Below are 13,077 nucleotides of genomic sequence, written 5' to 3' on the forward strand. Positions count from 1 at the left end.
TTGCCGCCGTGCGACTCAGCGCTGCTCACTGATCTCGACACACGAGCGAATCGCTCGACACGCGGGTATCGGGTGCGGTTCCGGTGGATTGCCGAACACACTTTCGATCGGTGCCCTACTGTGGCCGCCATGGTCGGTTCCCGCACGAAGCGATGCACCGGATCTTCCAGCACGACCCAGGCGTTTTCACGCGCGCCGTCCGGGCCCTCGGACTACCGTTCCTCGACCCTCTCGAGGTCGCGCTGCTACCCACCGATCTGACCGAGACCCGCCCGGTGGAACGCCGGGTCGACACTCTGCTGCGGATACGCACGGTCGACGGGGCGTTCCTGTTGTTGGTCGAAGCACAGGGAAAGATCGACCACGCCAAACCCGCAGCCTGGGCCTACTACCTGTCGCATCTGCACGCCAAATACCGGCTCCCGCCGGTGCTGCTGATCGTGTGCCAAGATCAGCAGACGGCCCACTGGGCGCGCAGGCCGTCTGCGATCGGCATGCCGTTCCGGCGCAGTCTCATCCTCGCCCCCATCGTCCTCGGTCCGCACAACGTTCCTGCCGTGACCGACCCAGCTACCGCGGCGGCCGACATCCCGCTGGCCGCGTTGTCCGCCGTCACCCACGCCAACGAGCCCGATATCAATGCCATACTGAAGGCGCTGGCTGCCGCGCTGCACGGATTCGACGAAGATCAGTCCATCTTCGCCGAACTCACCGAAATGGGGCTCGGGACCAGCCCGGCCGCCAAAACCTGGAGGAAGCTGATGTCTTTGGATCTGACGTTCTTCCGCTCGGAGAGCTCGCAGCGCCTGCGTGCCGAAGGGCACGCCGAAGGGCACGCCGAGGGTGTCTGCGGAAGCATCTTGCGTGTGCTCGAGCGCCGCGGTGTCGAGGTTCCGGCCGAGGCCCACGACCGGATCAATGCGTGCACCGATCAGGACACGCTGCACGCCTGGCTGGATCGGTCGCTGGTCGTCACCGACGTGCAAGACCTGTTTCACGACTGATCCTGGGAACGCGGAGCAGCGAACGTCCATAGTCCTGTCCTGACCGGGCTCGTCAGCAGGGGCGCGTCTGACCCGAACGAAGGAAAGGCCCCGGCTACCGGGGCCTTTCGCGTGTCCGCGTCTTCTCGGGCCGGTGTCAGTCGAAGGGGCCGATGCCGGTGAGGGGGTTGCCGCCGTGCAGGTACCAGTAGGTGCCTGCGGCGGCGGTGAGGGCGGCTGTCAGGGCGGCGAAGGAGCCGTAGGAGGGGCGGGTGGACCAGCCGCGGCCGCGGTCGAGGGACCAGCGGCCGGGGCCGGTGAGGATGATGACGGCGGCCGTGCCCGCGAGGATGGTCTCTAGTTCGACGCCGGTGGGGACCGAGCCCTTGTACTGGAAGCCGGGGATCATGCCCTGCTTCCACGCCCAGGCGTCGAGGATCACGGCGAGCACCGCGCCCGCGGCGAGCGGGGTGGCCAGGCCGAGGATCAGCAGTGCGCCGCCGCCGATCTCGCCCATGACGAGCAGGATCGTGGCGACGATCGAGTGGTCCCAACCGCCCTCGGCGATCATGTCGCGGGTGCCGTCCAGGCCCGCGCCGTGGAACCAGCCGGTGGCCTTCTGCAGGCCGTGGTAGACGAAGGTGGCTCCGACCATGAGCCGCAGCAGGAACAGGCCGAAATCGAGGGTGCCGCGCCGGTTTTCGGCCGCGCGGCGGAGCGCCGCCTTGCTCGGCTCACCTGGCGGGTTGGCCGCGGGCGGGATGCTGGCGTAGGAGTACGCGGACTCGCCGGATTCGGCCTGCTCGACACTCGGCACGTCGGGGTCGAGGCCGAGTTCGTCGTCGGTGCGTGGCACGTCGGCCGGGCGCGGCTTGGACATGTTCACCACGGGAAGCTGCTGGGTCGGCGAATCGAACGGGCTCGTGACCGTAGTCCCCGTGGCGGGCTGTTCTCCCGTGACAGGGGCGGTGGGAGTCTGTTTCGGCTTGTCGGTCACGGCCGGGCCTCGCTGCCCCTCGGCGCCGTGTTCGGTGAAAGCGCGGTGCCGATGCTTCGCTCGCTCATGCCTGCGCCTCGCTGACGCTCGGCTCCGGCGTGCGCGCAGCGCGCTGGCACACGATTCGCTCACTGCGTTCGCTCATGGGTGTACACCCTATGTCGCCCAGCGCGACGGCGGGAGTCGACGTGTTGTGGCGTGTCAACACGCACCCGGGAGCGGCGCGGGCGACGGTATTTCCGTAACGTCTGGGGCATGAGGTTGGTTGTCGTGGGGCGTCTCGCCTGGAGTGTGGCGCTCGCATCCGCTCTGCTGGCGGGGTGCGCACGGTTCGACGATTCCGCGTCGAGCCCGTTCACCCCCGAGCCGACGTTCAGTCCCGCGGATCCCAAGCCGCCGAAGCAGTCGCCGCCGTCGACGACCCGGCCGAGCGGGCCATGCATCGACCCCGACCCGGCGGTGGTCGCGACCTGCCTGGACACCACCGCCGGGATGGTCGGCGTCGCCGAGGGCGCACTGGTCGCCGAGCGGCGCACCGGCCGCATCCTGAAGGTGATCGATCCGGATCAGCCGCCGATCGAGATCGCCCGCCTCGACGTGGACGGCTCGGCCGACGGCGGGCTCAGCGATATCGCGCTCTCGCCCACCTACCGCGAGGACGGTCTGCTCTACGCCTACATCACCACGGCCAGCGACAACCGCGTCGTCCGCATCGCGGAAGGCGGCTCGCCCAAGGACATTCTCACCGGAATCCCCAAGGGCGCCAGCGGTAATCACGGTGCGATCGAATGGGCGAGCCCGGACCAGCTGCTGGTGCTGACCGGCGACGCGGGCAATCCGGGACTGGCCTCGACCCCGTCCTCTTTGGCGGGCAAGCTGCTGCGGGTGAACTCCCCCGCGCCGGGCAATGCGGCGCCGTCGGTCGCGGTCTCCGGCATCGGCATCGCGGGCGATCTGTGCCGCGACGGCAAGGACAGCGTCTGGTTCACCGACCGCACCCCCGTCGAGGACCGGCTGCAACGGCTCGGTCCGGACGGCTCGGTCAGCATCGCCTGGACGTGGCCGGACCGGCCGGGCGTCGCGGGCTGCGCCGCTGCCGCCGACGGTGTGGCGGTCTCGCTGACCAACGCCAAGGCGCTGGCCATCGCGGCGGCCGACGAGAACACCCGCGCCGTGACCACGGCCCCCAGCCTGCTCGCCCAGGACCGCTACGGCCAGCTCGGCGGCGCGACCATCGGACCCGACGGCAACGTCTGGGTCGGCACCGTGAACAAGACCGACGGCCAACCCGGTCCCAACGACGACCGCGTCGTTCGCATCCCACCGCAGAGCGGGGGCGGCACCGGACCGGACTAGGCCGCGACGCGCGGCACCGTGCCGCGCTCCGGCCCGGCCGGGATTTGTCGGACCTCGACGCTAACCTCGCCCGCACATCGGTCGAGGGAAGGAAAACCGTGGGCGCTTGGGGCGAGGGACCGTTCGACAACGACGGATCACACGACGCGTTGGCCGGTCTGCGCCACCGCGACCAGGCGGCGGCGGAGGCGCACATCCGCGAGATCTGCGACGGCGTGCTCGGCGAGGAGTACGTGGAGGTCTACGAGGCGCAAGCCGCCATCGGTATCGCCGCGCTCCTCACCCATCTGGTCGCCGAGGACGGCGGCGACCCCGAAACCGCCCGCCTCGCAACCGATATCGCGGTGACCCCGACGCGCGAACTGCGCGAGTCGATCGCGCGCTGCGTCCGTCGCATCCAGGACCCGGCCGACAACGAATGGTTCGACCTGTGGGACGAAACGAAAGACGGATTCGGCGAAACGATGGCGCGTTCCCTCGACCGCTACCGCGATGCCCTCTAGCGCTTCCGCACTCGAAATCGCTTGATCGGTAAGGGATCCCAGGCTGGTCCACGTGCAGCGGACCGCATCGAATGCCCGCTGGGACGCCCTCGAGATCAGGGAGCGGTGACCAACGCGCCGCCCGCGACCGGAGTCACGGGCGGCGCGACAAGCACGATCAGGAGCAGGCGGCGAGGACGAGTTCGCGCACGCGCGCGGCGTCGGCCTGTCCCCGGGTCGCCTTCATGACGTCACCGACGATCTTGCCCGCGGCCTGCACCTTGCCCGAGCGGATCTTCTCGGCGATGTCGGGATTGGCGGCGAGGGCCTTCTCGACCTCCGACTGCAGGGCGCTGTCGTCGCTGACCATGCCGAGGCCCTTGGCCTCGACGATCGCGGCGGGCTCGCCCTCGCCCGCGAGGACGAAGTCGACGACCTGCTTGGCGACCTTGCTGTTGACGGTCTTGGCCTCGACCAGCTTGGTCACCTCGGCCACTTGCGCCGGGGTGATGGGCAGGTCCTCGAGCCCGACTTCGCGTTCCTTGGCCTTCTCGGTGAGGTAGTTGACCCACCAGGAGCGCGCCTCGTTGGCCGGGGCGCCCGCTTCGACGGTGGCGATGATGGCGTCCAGCGCGCCCGCGTTCACCACGTCGCGCATGACCTCGTCCGACCAGCCCCAGTCGGCCTGGATCCTGGCCCGGCGCAGCCACGGGTACTCGGGGATGGTGCCGCGCAGCTGCTCGACCCATTCCGCGGCGGGCGCGACGGGTTCGAGGTCGGGCTCGGGGAAGTAGCGGTAGTCCTCCGCAGTCTCCTTGCGGCGGCCCGGCGAGGTGGTGCCGTCGGTCTCGTGGAAGTGGCGGGTCTCCTGCACGATGCTGCCGCCCTCGGCCAGCACAGCGGCCTGGCGGCGCATCTCGAAGCGCACCGCGACCTCGACGCTCTTGAGCGAGTTGACGTTCTTGGTCTCGGTGCGGGTGCCGAACTCGGTGGCGCCGATCGGCATCAGCGAGACGTTGGCGTCGCAGCGCAGCGAACCCTGCTCCATCTTGACGTCCGAAACGTCGAGCGCCTTCAGCAGATCCCGCAGCGCGGTGACGTAGGCGCGGGCCACCTCGGGCGCCCGCTCCCCGGCGCCGGTGATCGGCTTGGTGACGATCTCGATGAGCGGCACGCCCGCCCGGTTGTAGTCGAGCAGCGAGTGGCTCGCGCCGTGGATGCGGCCGGTGGCGCCGCCGACGTGCACCGACTTACCGGTGTCCTCCTCCATGTGGGCGCGTTCGATCTCCACGCGGAAGATGCTGCCGTCGTCGAGCACCACGTCCAGGTGGCCGTTGGTGGCGATCGGCTCGTCGTACTGGCTGATCTGGTAGTTCTTCGGCTGGTCCGGGTAGAAGTAGTTCTTCCGCGCGAACCGGCCCCACGGGGTGATCGAGCAGTTCAGCGACAGACCGATGCGGATCGCCGATTCCACGGCCTGATGGTTCACGACCGGCAGCGAACCGGGCAGGCCGAGGCACACCGGGCACACCTGAGTGTTGGGCTGCGCGCCGAATTCGGTGGCGCAGCCACAGAACATCTTGGTCGCGGTGGACAGCTCGACGTGGACCTCCATGCCGAGCACCGGCTCGTACCGGGCGATGACGTCGGTGTAGTCCATCAGCTCGACGGTGGTTGTGCTCATGCCGATCAGTCTAGGTAAGAGTCCGGCCGGCACCGCGCCGACCTCCGCGGTTCGCGCCGGGTCGATCACTTCGCCGGGAACCGCTTGGCGAGCCAGTCCGTCACGTAGGTGAGGACCTGTGGATCGATGGTCGTCTCGATCGTCGTGTACTCGCTGGGCAGCCCGGTCTGGGTAGGCTGCATCAGGTGGTTGAGGCCCGGGAAGACGTGCACGGTGGCATCCGGGTCACCGGCCAGCAGGGTGCGGGCGGGCGGCTCGTTCTGGGTGGCGAGCACCTGGAGATCCTTGTCGCCGAAGAAGGCGAGCACCGGGATCCGCAGCGCGGACAGGGCGGGCGCTGGATCGTAGGCGATCAACGCGGCGAAGTACGGGGTGATCTCGGCGCCCACCTGGCTGTCCGGCAGACGCTGATCCTCGGGCAGCGCCGCGTTGTTGCGCTTGGCCAGCGCCTTGGCCCCTTCCAGGTCACCCTTCTTCAGCAGACCGACCATCTCGGTGGTGTCGCGCACCTGCTTGTCGATCTCTTCGGGGGACGCGCCGTTGGCGGCGAGCAGCGCCCTGGTCTGTTCGATCAGCACGTCGCCGCCGGGCACCGTCGGCCCCGCCATCAGGATCGCGAAGGCCACGCCGCTGTCGGGTTGCGCCGCCACCATCGGTGCGAGATAGCCGCCCTCGCTGTGGCCGAGCAGCCCGACGCGCGCCGGGTCGATGTCGGGCCGGGCACGCAGGAAGCGCACGCCGGCGGCGACGTCGCCGGACAGGTCGGTGTAGTTCGACTGGTCGAGGTTGCCGCTGGTGCCGCCGACGCCGCGGTCGTCGGTGCGCAACACCGCGTAGCCCGCGCGGGTGAGGGTGTCGGCCAGCAGCAGGAAGGGCTTGTGGTGCATCAGCTCTTCGTTGCGGTCCTGCGGGCCGCTGCCGGTGATCAGCAGCACCGCGGGAAACGGTCCCGGTCCTTCGGGTTCGGTGAGGGTGCCCGCGATGGTGATGCCGCCGCTGGGGTAGCTCACGTCCTCGGAGCGATAAGGGAACGGCGGTCTCGGTTCCTGCGGCCGGGCGAGCGGCGCGACGGCGCCGCGCTCCAAGGTCAGCGGGAACGTCTGCCCGAACTGCCTGAAATCACCGGTGATCCGGTCGGATCCGGCGTCGTAGCTGCCCTTGAACACCGGGTCGCCCGGAATGTCCGGGATGGTGAAGGCGACGCCGCCGCGGTCGGATCGCACGTCCTTCAGCGGCTCGTCCTGCACGCCCTGCACCGGGATGTCGATGGTGGCGGTACCGTCGCCCGCGAAGGTCACCCCGATGTCCAGTGGCTGACCGGGGATCTCGATCGCACCGTGCCAGTCCCCCGTGGTCGGTTCGGGCGGGTTGGATTCCTCGGTGCAACTCGTCACCAGCGCGGCGACGACGAACAGGACCAATGCGAGCACTCGACCGGTACGCATGCCAGCGACAGTACCGATGACGACGCCCGACCGGGATCAACCGCGAGTCGCACGCGCGTACGCCGCGGGAATGATCCGGCCGCCACGACATCCCGGAGGCGGGTCACTCCCCGCGCGCGTACCTGACCGCGGCGGCGACGGCCGCCATGTCCATGTCCGGGTCCGCGACCTCGCGGAACTCGAGCATCGCGTCTTCGGCGGTGGTGCGCCGCGCCGAGGCGATCAGCTCGCGCCGCGCGAAATCGCCGAGCGCGTATCCGGCGGCGTGCGCCCTCCTGCCGAGCACAGACAGCGTCTCGGCGGGCAGGTCGTAGGTCGTGACGAGCGCCGACGCGTCCGGGTCGATCGCAGGCGTGACGTCGCGCCCCTCCGACTCGAGGAACTCGACGACGGAGTCCTCCGGCGTGCGCATCCGTGCCCGCGCGACGAGCTCCGCGCGCAGGTAATCGGCGACGGGAAGTTCGGCGGCGCGGGCACGGCGGCGCAGCACGGCGGCGGTGTCGGCGGGCAGATCGTCGATGGCAAGACCCATGGCGGCCAGCGTAATTGCCGCCGGGGCTGGGTGTCAGCCGAAGAACGCCTCCGCTTCGCGGTAGCGGTCGGCAGGCACCCGCTTGAGCTGCTTGGTGGCCTCCGAGAGCGGCACAAGGTCGATGGAGGTGCCGTGCAGGGCGACCATCTGCCCGAACCGCCCGGCGTGCACCGCCTCGGCGGCGTGCAGGCCGAACCGGGTGGCGAGCACGCGGTCGTAGGGCGTCGGGCTGCCGCCGCGCTGAACGTGGCCGAGCACGGTCGTGCGCACCTCCTTGCCGATGCGGCGTTCGATCTCGGCGCCGAGCTGCTGGGCGACACCGGTGAACCGCTCGTGCCCGAATTCGTCGATGCCGCCTTCGCGCAGCGCGAAGCCGGAGTCGGGCGCCGGATGCGAACCTTCCGCGACGACGCAGATGAAGTGCTTGTCGCCGCGCTGGAAGCGGCGCTTGACCATCGCGCAGACGTCGTCCACGTCGAACGGGACCTCGGGCACCAGCGTCAGGTGCGCGCCCGCGGCCATGCCGGAGTTGATCGCGATCCAGCCCGCGTGCCTGCCCATCACCTCCACCAGCATCACGCGCTGGTGCGATTCGGCGGTGGTGTGCAGGCGGTCGATCGCCTCGGTGGCGATGGAGAGGGCGGTGTCGTGGCCGAATGTGACATCGGTGCAGTCGATGTCGTTGTCGATGGTCTTGGGCACGCCGACCACCGGCACGCCCTCCTCGGACAGCCAGCTGGCGGCGGTGAGAGTGCCCTCGCCGCCGATCGGGATGAGTGCTTCGATGCCGTTGTCGTCGAGGGTCCGTTTGATCTGGCCGAGCCCGGCCCGCAACACGTCGGGATTGGTGCGAGCGGTGCCGAGCATGGTGCCGCCCTTGGTGAGCAGCCGGTCGGTGCGGTCGTCGTTGAGGATATTGATCTTCCGGTCTTCCAATAGGCCGCGCCAGCCGTCCTGGAAGCCGACGATCGCGTCCCCGTACCGTCCGTTCGCGGTGCGAACGACGGCGCGGATCACCGCGTTCAGTCCTGGACAGTCCCCGCCTCCGGTCAAGACTCCGATGCGCATGGCCGCTATCTTCCACCGCTCGGCGATGTTCGGCAGCCCCGCCCCCGTGAACCCTGGGTAACGTCCCGCTCAGCGCGGCATTCGCCGCGCGAGTCGGGCGTACCTGCGCCTTTCGGCGGTGCTTCGACGGCTCTGGTTCGGCGCGGCGCTCAGGGCCGGCACTTGCCGCCGGACAGTTCGTCGAGGTGTTCGGAGATCAGCGTGGCCATCTTGTCCAGCGCGCTCATGCCTTCCGCGAACGAGCCCGAATCGGGTTGGGCGGCAAAGGCGACGGCGATCTTCCCGGTCGGGCCGTCGATGATGCCGAACTGACGCACCAGGTAGTCGCCTGAGGCGTCGGGTCCCCAGCCGCCCTTGAACTCCGCGCCGCGAAAGGCGCCGAGGCCCCAGCGGTGGTTCGGGACGATCTGGCCCATCAGGTCCATGACGGTCTCCGACTGCGGTAGGCAGGGCAGCCGCGAGGCGAAACGGGCCTGTTCGGACAACGACCATTCCGCCTGACCGAACGCCGAATGCTCGGCGCGGCTACGCGTCGCGGGCACAGCGGTCTTGCTGTCGCCGCCCTCGCGCAACACCGCCTCGACGGCCTTGGCCGCCTCTTGCGGACTGCCGAGGCCCTGCCACAGTGTGTCGGCCGCGGCGTTGTCGGAGGAGATGATCGCGAGTGTCATGGCGTAGGTCGAGGCGTCGGGATCGCGGCGCTGCGCGGCGATGACCAGAGGCACCTTCATGGTCGACCAGGCGGGTCCGGTGGTCCAATCACCGAAGGTCAGGATCCGCTCACCACCCACCGGCATGGCCGCCATGCCGTAATGGCCGCGCAGCCCGGCGCGCAATTCCTGGAAGCCCGCCGCCAGCGTGCCCGGCAGCGTGAACTCCAGGTTCATCTGGTCGCTGCGCGCGGCGGCCTCGGTGATGGTCGTCGCCTCGGCGGAATCGCTGGAGCCGGTGCTGCACGAGGTCAGCATCGCCACGGCGAGCAGGCCCGCGCCCAGCGCCTTTCCGAAGCGCCCGCATCGATCAGTAGACATCTTTCGGTACATCCTCGTCGCGAACTCCCCCCGGTCTCGGTGTCAGTAGAGCGTGCCGACACCGTACTGGGGACGTCTGTCGATCACCCATTTCCGCCGGACGGCGGCCTATGCCGAACTGCCACGGCGGATTCCACGCGCCCTCTGGCCGCGGGTCGTCCGGCCGGCGCTCGGGGCGCGGACCAGCGAAGTTGTGGATCGGCCGGTTTCGGACACGCCGGACACGCCGGGCACGGCGCCCGGAACGCGGACGTGTACACGCGATCACGCGAGTACGCTCGTCGTCGCCGAACCGGGCGGGGACAACGGGAGAATCAGGAGGGGGCACCTTCACCTTCCAGCCAGGCTTCGCCGGGCGGTCGGAATCGGTACCGACACGCGCGTATTGCTGGCGGCCGATCCTACCCGGAACTCGCCCGTTGTGACCCCTTGAACCGCATGAGATTCCGCGACTCTGCCATGCCATTTCGACATCACCGCAGCGCAGAGCCTACGGCGGCGGCACTCCGAAAGTGCCGGCTCGCCATCCGACTGGACGGCTGGCCGCCAACGAAATTCGGGACGTCAGCGGTCGTAGGTCATCAGCACCGCCAACGACCCGACGATCTGCGCGCATCGCAACGGCGCGAGCTCCGGGGGAATCGTCACCGCGACTCCGCGCAGCACCTCCAGCGCCGTCGTGTGGCCGCCCCGCCGCTCCACCAACCGGGCGCCATGGACCGCCAGTTCCGCCATCTCCCGCCGATCCTCCAGGCACGCGGCGTCGGCGAGATCGAGAGCCGTTTGATATCGCCCGAGCTCCTCCTCGCTCGCCGCGGCGGCGAGATCGACGCCTGCCAGTTCGGACTCGAGCACGAGATCGGCGGGCTCGAGCGACGCGCCCGCGCGGTCGGGACGATCACCCGACGCAGCCCGCGGCCCGGCGTAGCCGAGCAGTGCGAGACAGGTCGCGAGGGCGAGGGCCGCCCCGAGGACGACCGTCCACACCTCCGACATCCGCTGCGGACCGTACGTGAGCCGCGTCGGAGATCGCCCCCGCGGGCTGCGGGACGTGGAGCGGACGATCGACGAGAGGGCGGGCATCGCGCCTCCTGCAGGGTCGCTGGCAGTTAACCAATCGATCGGTGTCGCGGTCGGCATCATTACGCCGCCCACCGCACCGAGTCCGCCGCCGATCGGCGCACTCTGGTCGCGGATTCCCATTAATACGCTTCCCACCTCGCGAAGCACGGAAAGCTACCAGTTCGTGACCTAGCAGGACACGCTGGTGGATTCGACGCACCTCATGCGTATTCTGGTCGCCGAACCAAGATAACTGGCCGTGCGCGATACCGATCTGATCGCCAATCGGCAAGCAGCAGGACGAACCGCCATCGCCTGACGCGAAATCACGTCAGTAGACGTAGACCACCGCGTTCTCACCGCCGGTGCAGACCACGACCTGCCCTTGGGCCGCGCACGTCATCGTGTAGCTCCGGCCGGTGACCGGGCTGACGGCTACCACCGACCGAGAGCCGCCCGCGCTGCCCGCCGCGGCGTAGGCCTTCCGCACTTCCTCGGCGAACGGGCAGCTGGTGACGGCGTTGCCGACTGCGGCCCTGGAGAACGCGCCGGATCCCTGACCCGCGCCGCACGGGGTCGCGCCGTCCGGGAGCCGCGCAGGAGCGGTGGACGTCGAGGCCGGAGCGGTCGTGCGCGCGGCCGAGGTGGCGGACGCGCCAGGCGGACGCGCCGAGGTCAGAGACGTGCCCGTGCTGCCTTCGGCGGCGGTGTCGACCACGCCGCCGCGGGAGCTCATCGTCTGCCAGACGACCGCGCCCGACACGGTGACCACGACGATCACCAGCACCGCGAACAGCAGCGGCAACACGATGGACCGGCGCGGCCCCTCCGCGGAATACGGAGAGGAATAGGGGTCGGCGTGGTCGTAGCGCTCGCCGTAGGCGTCGGCGCCGTACCCTCCGGGCGGATACGGTTCGCCGACCGGTCCCTGCGCGACGTAGTCCGCGTAGGTCGGCTGCGGGACGGGTTGCGCGCCGTGCCGCGGCTGGTGCGGCGGGGCGAACGGCGCTTCGGGGTACCGCTGGGTCTCGGGCGCGGGTTGCGGCACCTCGGGCACCGGGGGGACAACGTAGCGCTGCGTCTCGGGCGCGGGTTGCGGCACCTCGGGCACCGGGGGGACAACGTAGCGCTGCGTCTCGGGCGCGGGTTGCGGCGCCTCGGGCACCGGAGGGACCGCGTAGCGCCGGGTCTCCGGCGCGGTGAACTGCGCGGGCTCTTGCGGCGCCGGGTACGGATCCGCGTACCGGGGCTCGTTGTATCCGGTTTCGTGATTCTCGGCGTACTGGGGTTCGGCGTACCGCTGGGACTCGGGGTAGAGATGCGCGTCGGGAAACGGCCGCACCTGCGGCAGCGGTCCGGTCGCGGCCGGCGCTTGCGGCTGCTGGGGCGGCAGCGGGGTGAACTGGATGTCGGCGGGACGGATCTCGGTCGGCGCGGTCGGATGGATGATCGCGGGAACCGATAGCTCCCCGGTGGATTCCGGCGGCACCGTCGCCCCGCGCGCGGTGCGATCCGACTGCCCGAACCGAGCGGGATCGGGGGCGCGCACCACGAACATGGGCCCGGTCGCGGCGGGCGACGGCGATCCCACCACCGCGCGGGCCGCGCGCGCCAGCTCGCTCGCGGTCGCGAAACGGTCCGCGGGATCCTTGGCCATGCCGCGCGCGATCACTTCGTCCAGGGCGGGCGGGATCCCGGGACGCTCGACGCTCGGCTGCGGCGGTGGATCGGAAAGATGGGACTTGATCAGCACACTCATGCTCGCCGCCGGGAACGGCGTTGCCCCGGTGAGGCATTCGTGCAGCACGCAGGCCAGCGAGTAGATGTCGGCGCGGCCGGTCACCGGGCCGACGTCGAAACGCTCCGGCGCCATGTAGATGTAGGAGCCGACCGCCATGCCGACCTGGGTGACCGCCGAGTCGCCCTCGGTGTGCGCGATGCCGAAATCGACCAGGTAGGCGAAGTCGGCGTCGGTGACGAGAATGTTGGCGGGTTTGACGTCGCGGTGCACCAGACCGCTCTCGTGCGCGGCATCGAGCGCGGCGGCGATCTGTTCGATGAGGAAGACGGCGCGTTGCGGGCTGATCGGCCCCTGCCCGCGCAGCACGGTGCGCAGGTCGACGCCGTTGACCAGCCGCATATCGATGAACAGGACGCCGTCGATCACGCCCCAGTCGTGGATCGGGATGACGTGCGGCTCGGCCAGTCGCGCCGCGGCCTGCGATTCCCTGCGGAAACGCACCTGGTACACAGGGTCTTTGGCGAGTTCCTCGGACAGCAGCTTGACCGCGACCACCCGGTCCTTCACCGTGTCATAGGCCTCGTAGACCTCGCCCATGCCCCCTTTGCCCAGCAGCGAGCGCAACTCGTACGGCCCGAACCGACTACCGACTCGCCATCCAGGTCCGTCCACCCCGTGCAACCTCCACATCCCAGG

At 69.9% G+C, this 13,077-nt stretch carries 11 protein-coding genes; 3 read left to right on the forward strand and 8 right to left on the reverse strand.

Annotated features, from left to right (window positions below; genetic code table 11):
• Positions 1-110 precede the first annotated feature (110 nt).
• Positions 111-1,004 (forward strand): hypothetical protein, encoded by an 894-nt coding sequence (locus tag AC3ERS_RS32905; protein ID WP_431972047.1) that lies wholly within the window; start codon positions 111-113, stop codon positions 1,002-1,004.
• Positions 1,005-1,140: 136 nt separating this feature from the next.
• Here the strand turns inward: AC3ERS_RS32905 and AC3ERS_RS32910 are convergent, their stop codons facing one another.
• Positions 1,141-1,980 carry a DoxX family protein gene (locus tag AC3ERS_RS32910; RefSeq protein WP_431972048.1) on the reverse strand — a complete coding sequence of 280 codons (840 nt, stop codon included), beginning with the start codon at positions 1,978-1,980 and terminating at the stop codon, positions 1,141-1,143.
• A gap of 255 nt (positions 1,981-2,235) precedes the next feature.
• Between AC3ERS_RS32910 and AC3ERS_RS32915 the strand changes: the two genes are divergently transcribed.
• Complete coding sequence (locus AC3ERS_RS32915) at positions 2,236-3,336, forward strand: PQQ-dependent sugar dehydrogenase (protein WP_431972049.1); 1,101 nt, start codon at positions 2,236-2,238, stop codon at positions 3,334-3,336.
• A gap of 98 nt (positions 3,337-3,434) precedes the next feature.
• Positions 3,435-3,839, forward strand: a complete 405-nt coding sequence (locus AC3ERS_RS32920; protein ID WP_431972051.1) for a DUF4259 domain-containing protein — start codon at positions 3,435-3,437, stop codon at positions 3,837-3,839.
• A 157-nt stretch (positions 3,840-3,996) separates the two neighbouring features.
• On the opposite strand, the gene gatB is transcribed toward AC3ERS_RS32920, so the two are convergent.
• From gatB to AC3ERS_RS32955, 7 genes are all read right to left on the reverse strand, one after another.
• Positions 3,997-5,502, reverse strand: coding sequence for an Asp-tRNA(Asn)/Glu-tRNA(Gln) amidotransferase subunit GatB (gene gatB, locus AC3ERS_RS32925; RefSeq protein WP_431972052.1), 1,506 nt, complete (start codon positions 5,500-5,502; stop codon positions 3,997-3,999).
• Positions 5,503-5,567: 65 nt separating this feature from the next.
• Positions 5,568-6,947: an alpha/beta hydrolase family protein gene (locus AC3ERS_RS32930; RefSeq protein ID WP_431972053.1), complete on the reverse strand. Its 1,380-nt coding sequence runs from the start codon at positions 6,945-6,947 to the stop codon at positions 5,568-5,570.
• 103 nt (positions 6,948-7,050) lie between these two features.
• Complete coding sequence (locus tag AC3ERS_RS32935; RefSeq protein WP_431972054.1) at positions 7,051-7,479, reverse strand: hypothetical protein; 429 nt, start codon at positions 7,477-7,479, stop codon at positions 7,051-7,053.
• 33 nt (positions 7,480-7,512) lie between these two features.
• Complete coding sequence (locus AC3ERS_RS32940) at positions 7,513-8,547, reverse strand: ATP-dependent 6-phosphofructokinase (RefSeq protein WP_431972055.1); 1,035 nt, start codon at positions 8,545-8,547, stop codon at positions 7,513-7,515.
• Between the two features lie 149 nt (positions 8,548-8,696).
• Complete coding sequence (locus AC3ERS_RS32945) at positions 8,697-9,578, reverse strand: serine hydrolase (protein ID WP_431972056.1); 882 nt, start codon at positions 9,576-9,578, stop codon at positions 8,697-8,699.
• Positions 9,579-10,142: 564 nt separating this feature from the next.
• Positions 10,143-10,574 carry a hypothetical protein gene (locus AC3ERS_RS32950; protein ID WP_431972057.1) on the reverse strand — a complete coding sequence of 144 codons (432 nt, stop codon included), beginning with the start codon at positions 10,572-10,574 and terminating at the stop codon, positions 10,143-10,145.
• Positions 10,575-10,971: 397 nt separating this feature from the next.
• Positions 10,972-13,053, reverse strand: a complete 2,082-nt coding sequence (locus AC3ERS_RS32955; RefSeq protein WP_431972058.1) for a serine/threonine-protein kinase — start codon at positions 13,051-13,053, stop codon at positions 10,972-10,974.
• Between the last annotated feature and the right edge of the window lie 24 nt (positions 13,054-13,077).

Source organism: Nocardia sp. bgisy134, from assembly GCF_057708325.1.

Excerpts from the sequence above, each read along its gene's own strand:
- AC3ERS_RS32915 (WP_431972049.1), top strand. The coding sequence starts at position 2,236 with ATGAGGTTGGTTGTCGTGGGGCGTCTCGCCTGGAGTGTGGCGCTCGCA.
- gatB (WP_431972052.1), bottom strand. The coding sequence starts at position 5,502 with ATGAGCACAACCACCGTCGAGCTGATGGACTACACCGACGTCATCGCC.
- AC3ERS_RS32930 (WP_431972053.1), bottom strand. The coding sequence starts at position 6,947 with ATGCGTACCGGTCGAGTGCTCGCATTGGTCCTGTTCGTCGTCGCCGCG.
- AC3ERS_RS32935 (WP_431972054.1), bottom strand. The coding sequence starts at position 7,479 with ATGGGTCTTGCCATCGACGATCTGCCCGCCGACACCGCCGCCGTGCTG.
- AC3ERS_RS32940 (WP_431972055.1), bottom strand. The coding sequence starts at position 8,547 with ATGCGCATCGGAGTCTTGACCGGAGGCGGGGACTGTCCAGGACTGAAC.
- AC3ERS_RS32945 (WP_431972056.1), bottom strand. The coding sequence starts at position 9,578 with ATGTCTACTGATCGATGCGGGCGCTTCGGAAAGGCGCTGGGCGCGGGC.
- AC3ERS_RS32950 (WP_431972057.1), bottom strand. The coding sequence starts at position 10,574 with ATGTCGGAGGTGTGGACGGTCGTCCTCGGGGCGGCCCTCGCCCTCGCG.